Origin of the sequence: Intestinimonas massiliensis (ex Afouda et al. 2020), from assembly GCF_001244995.1 — a bacterium.
GTDB lineage: Bacteria > Bacillota > Clostridia > Oscillospirales > Oscillospiraceae > Intestinimonas > Intestinimonas massiliensis.
This window is the reverse complement of the sequence record NZ_LN869529.1, coordinates 2,015,186-2,030,407: the sequence shown is the minus strand read 5'-3', so window position 1 is coordinate 2,030,407 and position 15,222 is coordinate 2,015,186. Positions and strand designations below refer to the sequence as shown.

Genomic DNA, 15,222 nt, shown 5'->3' with positions numbered 1-15,222 from the left:
GATACTTGACTTTTCTACCACTTTTGAGTAATCTCAAAAGAGAGCCCCCCAAAAAGCTGGACCTGTTGCGGGAGAATGCGCGGCGAATTCGGTCGAACCATTTAATTCCAAAAAATGTCAGAAAAGACTTGAAGTTGCTGTCTGATTGTGGTAAATTATGGATATGAAGCCGGCGAGGACCGGTAAAATCAGAGAGCAGGGCAATTCTGCTGGAAAGGGAGACGACATGGAGAGCAAGAAGAAGCTGTTGATTGCGGACGCGGATGAATCGTTCCGCAGCATTTTGATGGATGCCATGCGGGATGAGGCAGATATGGAAGTTCTGGCTGCGACCGGAGACGGGGAGGAGGCCCTGCGGCTGGTTCGAGAGCTGTCCCCCGACGTACTGCTTATGGACATGGTGCTGGCCCGGATGGACGGCCTGGAGGTGCTGAGCGCGCTGGAACAGGCGTCCCGGCCCAAGGTCCTGGTCCTCTCCGGCTTTGTGCGGGGCAATATGGCCGAGCTGGCCGCCGCCAAGGGAGCCAGCTATTTTATGATGAAGCCCTGTAAGCTGTCCGCCGTCATCGAGCGGGTGCGGCAGTTGGGCGGAGCGGTCTCCCAGGAGGAGGACAACCGGAGTCCGGCCGGCATGCACCAGAGTCTGGAGAGCTCCGTCACTTCCATCATCCACGAGATCGGAGTGCCGGCCCATATCAAGGGCTATCAGTATCTGCGGGAAGCCATCGTCATGACGGTGGAGAACATGGAGGTCATCAATGCCGTGACCAAGGTGCTTTACCCCGAGGTGGCCAAGCGGTTCAATACCACCGCCTCCCGGGTGGAGCGGGCGATCCGCCATGCCATCGAGGTGGCCTGGGACCGGGGCGATCTGGAGACCCTGCAAAAATACTTTGGCTATACCGTTTCCAATGCCAAAGGCAAACCCACCAATTCTGAATTCATCGCTATGATTGCCGATCGGCTCCAGCTCCAGCGAAAGGAAAAGTAAACCGGCGGAGGACACTGCGCTGCAAGGGAGTTACTTGCGGAGAAAACAGGGACGCCGTGCCCGTCCATAATTGATTGTTAGAACAGATCAGGCCCGCGGCAAATGCCGCGGGCCTGATCTGTTCGGGAGAGTATGGAAAATGGTTTGGGAATCGGCCAAGAAATTCAGAGCTGTGCCCCAAAGGCCAGGCGGAAGGCCTGCCAGAGGCTGCCCTGCCAAAAGCTCCCCTTGGCGGTCAATGTGTTCCAGTTGCGGACCAGCGGATCGCCGCCTGCATGGATCCAAGCCTCCAAGGGAGTGGCGTAACGCATCTTCATGGAGAACTCCTTTCTGAATCTCAGTCTTGCCTTTTGTCTGTCTTCATTATACAATGGAAACAGACATGAGACAAGAGAATGTTTATCATATATAACATGAAAAAATGGAATGGAGATGAGGAGATGGGCATTTCCAAATACCAGGCATTCCTCAAAACCGTGGAGCTGGGCAGCATCACCCGGGCTGCCGAGGAGCTGGGGTATACCCAGAGCGCCGTGAGCCGTATGATTGCGGATCTGGAAACGGAATGGGCGGTGAGCCTGCTGGTCCGGGGCCGGGGCGGCGTGGCGCTGAGCCCGGCGGGGGCGGAGCTGCTGCCCGATATCCGGACGGTGTGCAATGCCCAGCGGGAGCTGACCGAGCGGATCGGGGCGCTCCACGGCCTCACCCGGGGCACTATCCGCATTGGCACCATTACCAGCATCTCGGTCCACTGGCTGCCGGGCATCATGAAGTCCTTTTTGGAGCAGTATCCGGGCATCCGCTTCGAGCTGCTGGGCGGGGTGGAGTACGCCGAGATCGAGGACTGGATTCGCAAAGGGCGGGTGGACTGCGGCTTTGTAGGCCTGCCCGCCGGCCGGGAGCTGGAGACCATCTCCCTGCGGCGGGACCGGCTGGTGGCTGTGCTGCCCAAGCGGCACCCGCTGGCGGAGGCGGGGAGCTGTCCCATGGAGCGCTTTGCTCAGGAGCCCTTTATCCGCCCGGAAGACGACAAGGACAAGGAGGTGGCCGGCATCTTTGAGCGGGCGGGGGTGCGGCCCAACGTGGAGTACGCCGTCAACGACGACTATGCCGTCATCGCCATGGTGGCCAGCGGTCTGGGCATCAGCATCCTGCCGGAGCTGGTCCTCCGGCGTACCCCTTACGAGGTGGTGGTCAAGCCGCTGGACCCGCCCCAGTTCCGGGAACTGGGCCTGGCAGTGCGCAGCCTGAGGGAGGTTTCTCCGGTGACGGCCCGGTTTTTGCCCCATGTTCAGGCGTGGCTGAAGGAAAATTGACAGACCGCCCCGGGACCAAGGTCCCGGGGCGGTCTTATTATTGGCTCTCGAAGGCAAACTCTGAAGACCAGTCGAAAGCGCCGCTGGCCTCTACCGAGCCCGGCCAGTGGGCGCACCAGTCTGGCCCGCCGGGGCGCTCTACCCGGTCCAGACTGGGGGTGTAGGGCTTGAGGTCCAGCACGGGAGTGCCGTCCGCCGCATCCAGATAGGCCAGGTCCACCGCGCCGCACGCCGAATCTACGCAGAGCACCTGAGCGCAGGAGACAGCCAGCGGATTGGGGCGCTGGGGGGAGCGGGTAGAAAAGACGCCCAATCGTTCCGGGCCCCGGATATAGGGCCTGGATATCTGCAGTGTGGCCCGGGAGGCAGGGTCATCACAGCCTGAGAACCACCACAGGATCTGGACCCAGCCGAAGGCATCCAGTCCCATCAGGGCAGGGCGAAAGGAGGGGGACACCTCGATGCGGAAGCCGTCCCCGGAGGCGCGGACCGTGCCGATTGGGCGCACAAGCAAGCTGTTTTCCATAAAAATCGTTCCTCTCTGATTGGATTTTTACGGTACCGTATCTCCAGTATAGCAGGGGAATCGGATACTACAAGCCCCATTTTCAAACCATTTGACTCGCATCAGAGGGTATCGCTCCACTCACGCGGCCCCAACCGCACCCCATAGACAAAATGCCCGGTTTTGTGCTAGTATAATGTCCACGGAATAAACCGCCAAGCGGTTGATTCGTGCGGCCACTGCCGCATAATTTCATCAAGATGAAATTTAGACACTGTTACAATGCGTATTTCCATTGGAGCGCCGTATGGCACCTGAACAAAGCCAATTGGCCTTGAAAGCCTTGGGATGCAAGACCCTCGGCTTTGTTCAGTACGCATTAGTATAGAACAGACCGGATGAAAAGGACCAGGGAGGGAACTCACATGACCATTCAGTACAAGACCCGGGGCACCTGCTCCACCCATATGACCGTGGAAGTGGAGGACGGCGTGGTGCGGTCCGTCCGCATCCAGAACGGCTGCTCCGGAAACCTCCAGGGAATCTCCAGGCTGGTGGAGGGAATGAAGGTAGACGACGTGATTGCCCGGCTGGAGGGTATCCGCTGTGGCAGGAAGCCCACCTCCTGCCCCGACCAGCTCGCCCAAGCCTTAAAGCAGGCCAAGGCCCAGTAAAAAGGAGAAAGCGGCGCCCGGTGAACCGCCGGGCGCTCAAATTTTCAAAAATCTCTCTGGTGAGGAATCCGGAGGGAGCGCGCGCGAAAAAACCGACGGGCTTGTCCTCCTTATCCCGGCGGAAAACGGGCAAGATTTCTATGGCGGCCCTTGTAATCCTGTCACCGATTTGTTACTATTAGGATATCCAAGGACGGCTTGGAACTTCCGAGAAATGGAACGAAAGGTGGAAACGAAAAATGAAGCAGAAGAAGCTGCTGTCGCTGCTGCTGGCTGTGGCCATGGCGTTCAGCCTGACCGTACCGGCCGTGGCGGCAGAGGGCGACGCCGCAGGCACGGAGAGCGGCAAGATCGTAATCCTGCACACCAACGACGTACACTGCGGCATTGATCAGGCCAAGAACGACGCAGGGGAGGTGACCAACATCGGCTATGCGGGCGTGGCCGCGTACAAGACCGCCATGGAGGCGGCCTACGGCGCGGAGAACGTGACGCTGGTGGATGCCGGCGACGCCATCCAGGGCGGCCCCATCGGGACGCTGTCCAAGGGCGCGTACATCGTGGAGATTATGAACCAGGTGGGCTACGATTTGGCCATTCCGGGCAACCACGAGTTTGACTACGGCATGGACAACTTCCTGACCTTGGCGCGGGAGAAGGCGGAGTATGCCTATCTGTGCGCCAACTTCACCGACCTGGAGGGGAAGGCGGTGCTGGACGGCTATCAGGTGCTGACCTACGGCGACGTGAAGGTCGGCTACGTGGGCATCGATACGCCGGAGTCCTTCACCAAGTCCACCCCGACCTATTTCCAGGACGCCGCGGGGAACTATATCTACAGCTTCAGCCAGGGCAACGAGGGCAAGGACCTGTATGACGTGGTGCAGAAGGCGGTAGACGCGGCCAAGGCAGAGGGCGCCGACTACGTGGTGGCGCTGGGGCACCTGGGCGTGGACGAGCAGAGCTCCCCCTGGACCTCCACCGAGGTGATTGCCAACACCACCGGCATCGACGTGCTGATCGACGGGCACTCCCACAGCACCTTTGCCAAGACCGAGAAGAACCAGGCCGGGGAGGACGTGCTGGTGGCCCAGACGGGCACCAAGCTGGCCAACCTGGGCAAGGTGGTCATCGACACCAAGACGGGCGAGATCACCAGCGAGCTGGTGGCGGCCAAGGACTGCGCCGCTGAGGACGAGGCCACTGGGGCCTTCGTGAAGGGCATCAACGACGAGTTTGCCGGGGTGCTGAAGAAGGTCGTGGCCAAGACCGATGTGGACCTGACCACCAAGGACCCGGCCACTGGGAAGCGCGCGGTGCGCAGCGCCGAGACCAATCTGGGCGACCTGTGCGCGGACGCCTACCGGGTGATGCGGGAGGGCGACGTGGTCCTCTCCGGCGGCGAGGGCGAGCCGGCCGACATCCCCGCGGGGGAGATCACCTATGAGCAGATCATCAACGTGCATCCCTTCGGCAACGAGGCCTGCGTGGTGGAGACCACGGGCCAGGACATTCTGGACGCGCTGGAGATGGGCGCGCGTGTGACGCCGGAGGAGAACGGCGGGTTCCTGCAGGTCTCCGGCCTGACCTATACCATCGACACCTCGATTCCCTCCCCGGTGGTGCTCAACGACGAGAAGGAGTTCGTGAAGGTGGACGGCGAGCGCCGGGTAAAGGACGTGAAGGTGAACGGCGAGGCCATTGACCCCGCCAAGACCTACACGCTGGCCTCCCACAACTATATGCTGAAGTCCGGCGGCGACGGCTTCGTTATGTTCAAGGACGATGCCCTGCTGAAGGACTGCGTGATGATCGACAACCAGGTGCTGATCAACTACATTGTGGACGAGCTGGGCGGCGTGGTGAGCGCCGACTACTCCGACCCCAAGGGCCAGGGCCGCATCACGGTGGTGGGCGCCCCGGCTGAGGAGCCCGAGGCTCCCGCCGACTGGGCGGATGTGGATCAGAGCGCCTGGTACGCCGCCGCGGTGAACTACGTCATCGAACACGGCGTCATGGGCTCCACCGATGCCCGTGTGAAGGTCTTCGCCCCCAACGGCACCGTGACCCGGGCCACTGTGTACCAGACGCTCTACAACATGGCCGGTAAGCCCGCCGTGGCGGAGGCCGCCAGCTTCTCCGACGTGGCCGGCAAGTGGTACGCCGACTCCGCCGCCTGGGCGGAGGACGTGGGGTTGACCACCGGCGACGGCACCGGCGCCTACGCCGGCGACCGCAACGTCACCCGCGCCGAGATCGCCACCATCTTCGCCCGGTACGCTGCGCTCAATAACATGGTCACCGCCGCCGGCGACCTCAGCACCTACGCCGACGTGGCTGACGTGGCCGAGTGGGCCAAGGACGGCATGCGTGTGGCTGTGGGCTCCGGCATCATCGGCGGCAAGCCCGGCAACCTGCTGGACCCCAACGGCACCGCCGTCCGCGCCGAGCTGGCCACCATCCTGATGAATTACTCCAAGCTGTCCCCCGGCTATACCGTGGAGACCGTGGCCATTGAGGTCCCTGAGACCGACGGCGTGCCCGCCCACACCATTCCCGCCATCGTCACCCTCCCCGAGGGCGAGGGCAAATACCCCGCCGTGGTGATGCTCCACGGCACCGGCTCCGACAAGCATGAGGCCGGCGGCGGCTACGATCTGGCCGCCCCCGCCATGGCTCTGTCCGGCATTGCCACCATCCGGTTCGACTTTATGGGCAACGGCGAGTCCACCGCCAGCTATGCCGACTACAGCTACACCTCCGCCAACCTCGACGCCAAGGCCGCTGCCGATTACATGGCCGGTCTGGAGTCCATCGACGGCGGCAAACTGGCCGTCATGGGCTGGAGCCAGGGCGGCACCAACGCCCTGCTGGCTGCCGCTGCTTACCCCGAGACCTTCCAGGCCGTCATCACCTGGTCCGGCGCGCTGGAGCTGGGTATCCTGTTCTCTGATTTTGACGCCGCCTACGCCACCGCCAAGAAGGACGGCTCCTACACCCTGACGTTCGACTGGCGCGAGCCCCTGCCCGTGGGCGTCCGCTGGTTTGAGGACGTGAAGAACACCGACGTACGGAAGGAAATCGCCAAGATCCAGGCCCCCGTGCTGGCCATCAACGGCGATCAGGATACCACGGTCACCCCTGACAACGCCGTGGCCATCGCTCAGGCCGCCCAGAACGGCCGGAGCTGGCTGGTAGACGGCGCCGACCACACCTATAATATCTTCACCGGCGACTTTACCGCCATCACCCAGACCATCAACGTGGGCATCGGCTTCCTGGAGGAGACCTTCAACGGCGCGCTGGAGCCCGCCTATGCCGCCTCCGTCAGCAAGTACGGCAACGTCACCACCACCCTGCCCGTAGATCTCTTTGACGGGGCCGGGTACGCCGTGGGCGACATTCTGAAGATCACCGTGGGCGATCAGACCATCGAGGCCCCCTACGGCACCGCCTATGCCAACGTGGACAACGGCAGCGTCATCGTCCTGCCCGACGCCTCCACCGGCACCGTGGCCATCGCCATCAACATGGGCAACTTCGCCTCCACATACAACGTCACCGCCGACACCCCCATCGTCTTCGCCATGGGGGAGAAGGAGGGCTATCTGGAGGAGTACGAGATCCGCAACATCGACTCTCTGCGCACCAATGACCGGGCCGACTACGCCTCCGACGAGGTGTTCGCCAACTTCCGCCCCGTGGTCATGGGCGACATCGCCGAGGGCGTGCTGTTCCGCTCCTCCAGCCCCGTGAACCCCGAGCTGGGCCGCAATACTCACGCCGACGCCCTGGTGGAGAAGGCGGGCGTCAAGACCGCCATCAACCTGGCCGACAGCCAGGAGGAACTGGCGGCCTATGAGGGCTATGCCGACTCCTACTACGCCACGCTGAACGTGGTGGCGCTGGACATGGGCGTGGACTTCGCCGCCGAGGACTTCAACGCCAAGCTGAAGACCGGCCTGGAGTTCCTCATCGCCAACGAGGGCCCCTATGTCATCCACTGCAACGAGGGCAAGGACCGCGCCGGCTTCACCGCCGCGCTGCTGGAGGCCGTGTGCGGCGCCAGCGTGGGCGAGATCGTGGAGGACTACATGCGCTCCTACGAGAACTACTACCACGTGGAGTACCACTCTGACCGCTGGTTCAGCATTGCCAACAGCAATATTATCAAGACCCTGTGCACCATCACCGGCACCGAGACCCAGGCCGACCTGGAGAAGGCCGACCTGAAGGCCGCCGCTGAGGCCTATCTCATCGGTACCGTCGGTCTCACCGCCGAGCAGGTGGCGGCGCTCCAGAGCGCCCTGACCACCCCCGTGACGGCGGAGAAGGCCGCCTGATTTCGATGCGCAGCCGAAAGGGCGCGGGACCACAACGGTCCCGCGCCCTTTTGCGAAGAGATTGCCCCTGCAATGCCGCCGATTACCGCCGCCGGCAAACTGCCGGGCGCCGCTTTAGATGTGCCGCTCGATGGAGGCCCGGAGGAAGGCTGCGCAGCCGGGGACGGTGCGGTCGTAGTAGGTGGTAAAGCGGTCGTCCTCGGTATACAGAGCGGCCAGGCCCCGGTGGGCCTCGGGGCTGTACTGACTCCCGTCCCAGCCATAGGACAGCCAGGTCTTATGGCACATGGCCACGTCCAGCCCTGCCTCCCCGGCGGGGTCGGCCCCGGCCCGGACCGCCGCCTCCAGTTTGGCCCGGATTTCCTCCTCCAGGGCGGTCATGGCCCAATACTGCTCGCGGGTGAGGCCGGCCACCCGGGCGTTGGCCTGCTCCATGGCCGCGTCGCCGTACTTGGCCCGGACCTCCGCACCGTGGAGGTCCTCGTTTTCCTTGATTACATTTCGTTTAAAACATTCAAATTTCTCCGCATCGGACATGGTATCTGCTCCTTTCAGTGTCTGTTTGACCGTCAGGATGAGGGCATCCAACTGGGCACGCCGCGCTTCCAGGGCCGACAGGTGGCTCTGCAGCGCCGCCTGACGGTCGAAGTCCGGCCGCCCCAGCAGGGTGCGGATCTCGGCAAGGGGGAGGTCCAGCGCCCGATAAAACAGGATCTGCTGGAGCCGGTCAACCTCCGCCGGGCCGTAAAGCCGGTATCCCGCCTCCGTGACCCGGCCCGGCTTCAGCAGGCCCTGGGAGTCGTACCAGCGCAGGGTGCGGGGGGTGATGCCCGCCAGATCCGAAAGCTGCTTGATGGTGTATTCCATCTGATCTCCTCCTGACACAACGAGCATAGACCATGACGTTACGTCAAGGTCAAGGGGTTTTTGAAAAAAGGGCCGGGGATGCACCGCATCCCCGGCCCTGGTTCGTTATCTGCGCCGGCGGCCCCGGTAATGAGAACCGCCGTATCCGCCCCGGCCGCTGCCGTAGCGGCTCCTGCGCCGGCGCCCGAACAGCAGCCAGCGCAGCAGGAGGAAGAGCACCACCACGAGGAGCACCAGCAGGCCGAGCTTCACCTCGGCGCGGGAGAAGAACTGCTTGATCTGGTCCAAGCGGTAGAGGAGCTCGGAGCGCTCCACATTGGACACGGCCACCAGGTCCAGCGTGCCGTACACCGTGTCGCCGTTGGAGACGGTGACGTGGCCCAGCACCTGGCCCTTCTCCACCGGGGCGGGTACCGACTGGCTGTCCAGCACCACCTCCCGGGTAAAGGCGGCGGGGTCCAGGTCCGTGGGGAGGGTGGCCTCCAGGACCCCCTGGGGCTCCACGCCCACGTAGTTGGCCTCCTTGGACAGGGTCACCTCCACCTCGTCCCGCAGCGAGGTGGAGTCCAGCACGGTCTGCCGCGAGAAATTTTTGAAGCCCCACTCCAGCAGGCGGCGGCTCTCGGAAAACTGGGTCATACCCTGGCTGCCGGTGGTGTTGGGCTCCCGCACGCAGCCCAGGACCACGGCAATCAGATCCCGGCCGTCCCGGCTGGCCGAAGAGGCCAGGCAGAGCCCCGCCTCCGGCGTGGAGCCGGTCTTGATGCCGGTGGCGTACTGGTACAGGTAGCCGATGTAACGGAAGTTGGAGACCAGGGCGTTGGTCTCGTGGAGCTCCCGGGCCTCGTGGAGGTTGGTGGCGGGGACCGTGTGGCCCACCGAGCTCACGATGGTGCGGAAGGCGGGGTGCTTCATGGCCTCGGCGCACATAATGGCGATGTCATAGGCCGTGGTGTAGTGGTCCTCATTGTGGTAGCCGTGGGTGTTGGCGAAGTGGGTGCCGGTCATGCCCAGCTCCGCCGCCCGCTGGTTCATCAAGTCCACAAAGTCGGCCACGCTGCCCGCCACCGCCTGGGCCAGCACGTTGCACGCCTCGTTGGCGGAGGCGGTGAGGGCACAGTAGAGTACGTCCTCCAGCCGCATGACCTCCCCCTCCTTGATGTTCTGGGTGGAGCTGCCCGAGCCCACCTCGTGGTTGACCTCAGGGCCCACGGTGATCCAGTCGTCCAGGGAGAGCTGGCCGTTGTCCACGGCCTCTACCGTCAGCAGGGCGGTCATCACCTTGGTGATGCTGGCGGGATAGCGGCGCTCGTGGGAATTCTGGTCATAGAGCACGTCCAGAGAGCCGTAGGTGGTGTCCACCAGGATGGCCGCCGTGGCCTCCACCTCCATGCCGTCCAGGATGGCGCTGCGGCTTTCAGCGGCCTGGGCGGCGCCCATGGGGGCGAGAAGGCCCAGGGTCAGGCTCAGAGCGAGCAGAAATGAGGAAAGACGATTTTTTTTCATAGGAAACTCCCGGCTCTTATGATATAATAGCACCAATCGGTGCCCGGGCCCGGCGGGCCGGGCGTCCTGACGTTGTGGTTCGGTTGTCATAATTATAGCAGACCCCGGCGGCGGGCGCAACAGGAGGGCGGTTACAAAAAAGTGAAGATTTCAGGACTGGAAAAAGGCGTCCTGGCGCTGACCGCCGCCTTCCTGCTGGTGACGGCAGGCTACTTTGCCGGAACGCGCAGCACAGCGGAGCCCTACCGGGTGGATGTGGAATACCTCCAGAGCCGGGAGACGCCCCAGAGCCCGGCGGCGGCAGGGTCCGGCCCGGCGGCGGGGGAAAAGGTGAACCTCAATACGGCCACGGCCCGGGAGCTGGAGACCCTGCCCGGCATCGGGGAGAAGCGGGCGGCGGACATCGTGGCCGACCGGGAGGCCAACGGACCCTTCCGCATCGCGGAGGATATCACCCGGGTCAAGGGCATTGGGGAAGGCACGCTGGCGGGGCTGATCGACTATATTACGGTGGAGTGAGGGGAACAGAATATGCCGAAAATTCTGGTAGTGGACGACGAAAAGGTGCTGGTAAAGGGCATCAAATTCAACCTGGAGAACGAGGGCTATCAGGTGGAGGTGGGCTACGATGGGGAGCAGGCCGTGGAGCTGGCACGCAACGGCGGGTTTGACCTCATCATCCTGGACCTGATGATGCCCAAAATTGACGGGCTCCAGGCCTGTATGCGCATCCGGGAGTTTTCCAACGTGCCGGTCATCATGCTTACCGCCCGCAGCGAGGACACGGACAAGATCATCGGCTTCGAGTGCGGCGCCGACGACTATATTACCAAGCCCTTCAACATCCTGGAGCTCAAGGCCCGCATCCGGGCCATGCTCCGCCGGGCGGGGGCGGCCCACCAGAAGGACAAGACCAGCCGCCTCCAGGTGGGGCACATCGCCCTGGATACCGACGAGCGTTCCGCCAGCAAGGACGGCCAGGCGGTGGACCTGACCGCCAAGGAGTTTGACCTGATGGAGCTGCTCATGCGCAACCCCGGCCGGGTCTATTCCCGGGAGAACCTGCTGAACATCGTGTGGGGCTATGAGTACGCCGGGGAGTACCGCACCGTGGACGTACACATCCGCCGGCTGCGGGAGAAGCTGGAGCTGGACCCGGCCAACCCGGAGTATATCCTCACCAAGTGGGGCGTGGGGTACTATCTGAAAAACGGCTGAGCCGGGCCGGGCGCGGCAGAGGAGGTGCGGGAACATGCGGAATCCAACGGAGCGGGTCCCCTTTTGGCGGTCCATCCAGGTCAAGTTCGCCCTGACCTATATCCTCATCGTGGCGGCGGTGCTCTCGCTGCTGAACACCTACCCGCTGCTGGTGTCCCGGGATCTGGTCATCACCTCCAAGGAGACCTCCCTCCAGAGTCAGGCGGGCTTCATCGCCGGGGCCCTGGCCGTGTCCGAGACCCTCACCGAGGAGGGGGTGGAGCAGGCCATGGAGGACCTGGGCCCCATGACCTTTAACCGGATCATGATTACCGGCCCCACCGGGCTGGTGCTCTATGACACCGAGGAGGTGGGCAACGCCAGGGGGCACTACGCCCTGCTGTGGGAGATCACCACCGCCCTGCGGGACACCGGGAACGACGTGTTCCGGTGTGAATACCGGGACGGGGCCTTCCGGAGCTGGGCGGTGGCCCCGGTGGTCTACCGCAATATGGTCATCGGCGCGGTATACCTGCACGAGCGGGACACCGAGCAGGCCAGTCTGCTGCTGGGCATCCAGAACAACCTGCGCAACATCTCCTTTATGATCTGCGCCGTGGCGCTGGTCATGAGCGTAATCGTTTCCGGCGCCATCACCCGGCGCATCGCCGCCCTGCTGCGGGCCATCCGCATCGTCCGGGAGGGCGAGTACGGCCACCGGGTGGTCATCAAGGGCGGCGACGAGCTCAGTCAGTTGGCCGGGGAGTTCAACGAGCTCACCGGCCGGCTCCAGACCACCGAGGAGGTGCGCCGGCGCTTCGTCTCTGACGCCTCCCATGAGCTCAAGACCCCCCTGGCCTCCATCCGGCTGCTCACCGACTCCATCCTCCAGACCGGCGACATGGACCCGGCCACGGTGAAGGACTTCGTCTCCGACATCGGGGAGGAGGCCGAGCGGCTGACGCGCATCTCGGAAAAGCTGCTCACCCTCACCCGGATGGACAGCGCGGTGGCGGTGGCCGAGGTGCCGGTGGACGTCAAGCGCGTCGTTGAAAAGGTGGAGCACATGCTCACCCCCCTGGCCGACGAGGGCGAGGTCACGGTGGAAACCGACCTGCAGGAGGACTGCATGGTGCTGGCCACGGAGGACGACCTCTATCAGATCGCCTTCAACCTGATGGAGAATGCCGTCAAATACAACCTGCCCGGCGGGAGCGTCACCGTCACCCTGCGGGGAGCGGGGGACCTGGTGACGCTCACGGTGGAGGATACCGGCGTGGGCATTCCGGAGGAGGACCTGGGCAAGGTGTTCGACCGCTTTTACCGGGTGGACAAGGCCCGCTCCCGGGCCGCCGGCGGCACCGGCCTGGGCCTGTCCATTGTCAGGGACACCGTCCGCCAGCACGGCGGCGCCGTTACGGTCCGCCGCCGGGAGAGCGAGGGCACCTGCTTTGAGGTGGCGTTTCCCCGCTGGTACGGCGAAGAAAAGGGGGGAGCGCTGTGAGCAAACGGATGCTGGCCCTGGCGTGCGCCCTGGCGCTGCTGCTGACCGCCTGCAACGAGAGCGCCCGGCCCCAGCCCTCCGAGGGGGCGGCGGAGATCTGGTTCGCCGTGGGCACCGGGGAGGACGGCGGCCCGCTGGCGGACGGCGGGGGTGCCGTGGCCCCTGAATACCGCGCCCTGCCCGATGAGGCCGACCCGGTGGAGGAACGGATGGCCGCCCTGCTGTCCGGCCCCCAGTCGGCTGAGCTGCGTTCTCCCTTCCCATCCGGGGTGCGGCTGCGCTCCTGGAGGCTGGAGGAGGGCGTGCTGCGGCTGGACCTGTCGGAGGCCTACGGCGGCCTGTCCGGCGTGGACCTGACCATCGCGGATTACTGCATCGTGCTCACCCTCTGCCAGGTGGAGGGGGTGGAGGCGGTGGACATCACCGTAGAGGGGGAGACGGTCCCCTACCGGGGCCGGAAGCTGATGCGGGAGGGCGACGTGGTCCTCTCCGGCGGCGAGGGAGAGCCGGTGACCATTACGGCCAGCCTCTATTTCCTGCGCCGGTCCGGGGGGCTGGCCAGCGAGTCCCGTGAAGTGCTGGTCACCGAGAACGACACCCTGGCCACCGCCGTCATGGGGGCTCTCATGGCCGGGCCGAGGGACCAGGAGGAGCTCTATCTGCCCCTGCCCGAGGGGACGGAACTGCTCTCCGCCGCCGTGGAGGCGGGGGTGTGCTACGTGAATTTCTCCCGGGCTTTCACCGAGGGCGCGCCCCAGAGCCGGGAGGAGGCCGCCCGCCTGCTCTATGCCGTGGTGGACACCCTGTGCTCGCTGGACCAGGTGGAGGCGGTCCACCTGCTGGTGGAGGGGGAGTCCCTGGACCGTTACGGCGGGGTTCCCACCCGCAATCCCCTGGAAAAAGACTACGAGATGGCAGGGGAGGAGAAGCCCGCCGCTGCATCTGGCTCTTGACAAGGGAAGGCCGGAGAGGGTAGGATAGAAGAAATTTTTACACGCAAAGAAGGTCGATTGCCATGCCAGACTACAAGCCCAGCACCCAGTGCATCCACGCCGGTTATGCCCCCGGCAACGGGGAGCCCCGGAACATCCCCATCGTACAGTCCACCACCTTCCGCTATACCACCGGCGAGGCCATGGGGGCCTTGTTCGATCTGGAGGCAGAGGGCTATTTCTACACCCGGCTCCAGAACCCCACCAACGACCGGGTGGCCGCCAAAATCTGCGCTCTGGAGGGGGGCACGGCCGCCATGCTGACCGCCTCCGGCCAGGCCGCCAACTTCTACGCCGTGTTCAACCTGGCCTCCTGCGGCGACCATGTGGTGGCCTCCTCCGCCATCTACGGGGGCACTTACAATCTCTTTGCCGTCACCATGAAGCGCATGGGCATCGAATTTACCTTTGTGGACCCGGACTGCACCCCCGGCGAGCTGGAGGCAGCCTTCCGCCCCAACACCAAGGCGGTGTTCGGCGAGACCATCGCCAACCCCGCCCTGACGGTGCTGGACATTGAAGCATTTGCCGCCGCCGCCCACGCCCACGGCGTGCCCCTCATCGTGGACAATACCTTCCCCACCCCCATCCACTGCCGGCCCTTCCGGTGGGGGGCGGACATCGTCACCCACTCCACCACCAAATATATGGACGGCCACGCCAATGCCGTAGGCGGGGCCATCGTGGATTCCGGTCGCTTTGACTGGATGGCACACGCCGACCGGTTCCCCGGGCTCACCACCCCGGACGCAAGCTATCACGGCATCACCTACGCCGAGAAGTTCGGGCTGGGCGGCGCCTATATCACCAAGGCCACGGCCCAGCTCATGCGGGACTTCGGCTCCATTCCCTCCCCCCAGAACGCCTACTACCTGAACATCGGCCTGGAGACCCTGCCCCTGCGGGTGGCCCAGCACTGTAAGAACGGCCAGGCCGCGGCGGAGTACCTGGCGGCCCACCCCAAGGTGGCCTGGGTCAACTACCCCGGCCTGCCCGGCAACAAATATCACGCTCTGGCGAAGAAGTACATGCCCGACGGCACCTGCGGCGTGGTCTCCTTCGGCGTGAAGGGCGGACGGGAGGCCGCCTCCCGGTTCATGGCCGGGCTGGAGCTGGCCTCCATCGCCACCCACGTGGCCGACGCCAAGACCTGCGTTCTCCATCCCGCCTCCACCACTCACCGGCAGATGAACGACGCGGAGCTGGCCGCCGCCGGGGTCTCCCCCGACCTGGTGCGCCTCAGCGTGGGCATTGAGGACAGCGCGGATATCCTGGCGGACCTGGAGAAGGCCCTGGCCGGAGTATGAATGCGGAAAAGCCGCCCCCG

13 protein-coding genes are annotated in these 15,222 nt (G+C 64.3%); 9 read left to right on the top strand and 4 right to left on the bottom strand.

From position 1 onward, the window contains the following. Positions 1-226 precede the first annotated feature (226 nt). Positions 227-991 carry a sporulation transcription factor Spo0A gene (spo0A, locus tag BN2154_RS13750; protein WP_050619320.1) on the top strand — a complete coding sequence of 255 codons (765 nt, stop codon included), beginning with the start codon at positions 227-229 and terminating at the stop codon, positions 989-991. A gap of 164 nt (positions 992-1,155) precedes the next feature. On the opposite strand, the gene BN2154_RS15895 is transcribed toward spo0A, so the two are convergent. Beyond that, the gene (locus BN2154_RS15895; RefSeq protein WP_154666708.1) at positions 1,156-1,308 is read right to left on the bottom strand and encodes a hypothetical protein; all 153 of its coding nucleotides are present in this window, start codon (positions 1,306-1,308) and stop codon (positions 1,156-1,158) included. 96 nt (positions 1,309-1,404) lie between these two features. Between BN2154_RS15895 and BN2154_RS13745 the strand changes: the two genes are divergently transcribed. After that, the gene (locus BN2154_RS13745) at positions 1,405-2,307 is read left to right on the top strand and encodes a LysR family transcriptional regulator (protein ID WP_050619648.1); all 903 of its coding nucleotides are present in this window, start codon (positions 1,405-1,407) and stop codon (positions 2,305-2,307) included. A gap of 37 nt (positions 2,308-2,344) precedes the next feature. On the opposite strand, the gene BN2154_RS13740 is transcribed toward BN2154_RS13745, so the two are convergent. Continuing rightward, positions 2,345-2,833 (bottom strand): SAM-dependent methyltransferase, encoded by a 489-nt coding sequence (locus BN2154_RS13740; protein WP_050619319.1) that lies wholly within the window; start codon positions 2,831-2,833, stop codon positions 2,345-2,347. Between the two features lie 404 nt (positions 2,834-3,237). Between BN2154_RS13740 and BN2154_RS13735 the strand changes: the two genes are divergently transcribed. Continuing rightward, entirely contained in the window at positions 3,238-3,486 is a 249-nt protein-coding gene (locus tag BN2154_RS13735; protein ID WP_050619318.1) for a TIGR03905 family TSCPD domain-containing protein, read from the top strand. Positions 3,487-3,725: 239 nt separating this feature from the next. Then, entirely contained in the window at positions 3,726-7,829 is a 4,104-nt protein-coding gene (locus BN2154_RS15515; RefSeq protein WP_094762517.1) for an alpha/beta fold hydrolase, read from the top strand. 114 nt (positions 7,830-7,943) lie between these two features. Here BN2154_RS15515 and BN2154_RS13725 read toward each other — a convergent pair whose 3' ends face one another. Both BN2154_RS13725 and BN2154_RS13720 read right to left on the bottom strand, forming a co-directional pair. Beyond that, positions 7,944-8,696 (bottom strand): MerR family transcriptional regulator, encoded by a 753-nt coding sequence (locus BN2154_RS13725; protein WP_050619317.1) that lies wholly within the window; start codon positions 8,694-8,696, stop codon positions 7,944-7,946. Positions 8,697-8,801: 105 nt separating this feature from the next. Beyond that, positions 8,802-10,202 (bottom strand): D-alanyl-D-alanine carboxypeptidase family protein, encoded by a 1,401-nt coding sequence (locus BN2154_RS13720; RefSeq protein WP_050619316.1) that lies wholly within the window; start codon positions 10,200-10,202, stop codon positions 8,802-8,804. A 141-nt stretch (positions 10,203-10,343) separates the two neighbouring features. Between BN2154_RS13720 and BN2154_RS13715 the strand changes: the two genes are divergently transcribed. The 5 genes from BN2154_RS13715 to BN2154_RS13695 all read left to right on the top strand — a co-directional run bounded on the left by BN2154_RS13715 (position 10,344) and on the right by BN2154_RS13695 (position 15,202). Beyond that, a complete protein-coding gene (locus tag BN2154_RS13715; RefSeq protein ID WP_050619315.1) occupies positions 10,344-10,721 on the top strand; it encodes a ComEA family DNA-binding protein in 378 nt (125 codons plus the stop codon). A 12-nt stretch (positions 10,722-10,733) separates the two neighbouring features. Beyond that, positions 10,734-11,420, top strand: a complete 687-nt coding sequence (locus BN2154_RS13710) for a response regulator transcription factor (RefSeq protein ID WP_050619314.1) — start codon at positions 10,734-10,736, stop codon at positions 11,418-11,420. A gap of 34 nt (positions 11,421-11,454) precedes the next feature. Beyond that, positions 11,455-12,903, top strand: a complete 1,449-nt coding sequence (locus tag BN2154_RS13705; RefSeq protein WP_050619313.1) for a sensor histidine kinase — start codon at positions 11,455-11,457, stop codon at positions 12,901-12,903. Then, entirely contained in the window at positions 12,900-13,856 is a 957-nt protein-coding gene (locus BN2154_RS13700) for a GerMN domain-containing protein (protein WP_050619312.1), read from the top strand. The genes BN2154_RS13705 and BN2154_RS13700 overlap by 4 nt, the downstream gene beginning before the upstream one ends. Before the next feature lie 62 nt (positions 13,857-13,918). After that, a complete protein-coding gene (locus BN2154_RS13695) occupies positions 13,919-15,202 on the top strand; it encodes an O-acetylhomoserine aminocarboxypropyltransferase/cysteine synthase family protein (protein WP_050619311.1) in 1,284 nt (427 codons plus the stop codon). Positions 15,203-15,222 lie beyond the last annotated feature (20 nt).

Coding starts and splice junctions, on each gene's coding strand:
- BN2154_RS15515 (WP_094762517.1), top strand. CDS start 3,726: ATGAAGCAGAAGAAGCTGCTGTCGCTGCTGCTGGCTGTGGCCATGGCG.
- BN2154_RS13695 (WP_050619311.1), top strand. CDS start 13,919: ATGCCAGACTACAAGCCCAGCACCCAGTGCATCCACGCCGGTTATGCC.
- BN2154_RS13705 (WP_050619313.1), top strand. CDS start 11,455: ATGCGGAATCCAACGGAGCGGGTCCCCTTTTGGCGGTCCATCCAGGTC.
- BN2154_RS13710 (WP_050619314.1), top strand. CDS start 10,734: ATGCCGAAAATTCTGGTAGTGGACGACGAAAAGGTGCTGGTAAAGGGC.
- BN2154_RS15895 (WP_154666708.1), bottom strand. CDS start 1,308: ATGAAGATGCGTTACGCCACTCCCTTGGAGGCTTGGATCCATGCAGGC.
- BN2154_RS13720 (WP_050619316.1), bottom strand. CDS start 10,202: ATGAAAAAAAATCGTCTTTCCTCATTTCTGCTCGCTCTGAGCCTGACC.
- BN2154_RS13740 (WP_050619319.1), bottom strand. CDS start 2,833: ATGGAAAACAGCTTGCTTGTGCGCCCAATCGGCACGGTCCGCGCCTCC.
- BN2154_RS13725 (WP_050619317.1), bottom strand. CDS start 8,696: ATGGAATACACCATCAAGCAGCTTTCGGATCTGGCGGGCATCACCCCC.
- spo0A (WP_050619320.1), top strand. CDS start 227: ATGGAGAGCAAGAAGAAGCTGTTGATTGCGGACGCGGATGAATCGTTC.
- BN2154_RS13745 (WP_050619648.1), top strand. CDS start 1,405: ATGAAAAAATGGAATGGAGATGAGGAGATGGGCATTTCCAAATACCAG.
- BN2154_RS13735 (WP_050619318.1), top strand. CDS start 3,238: ATGACCATTCAGTACAAGACCCGGGGCACCTGCTCCACCCATATGACC.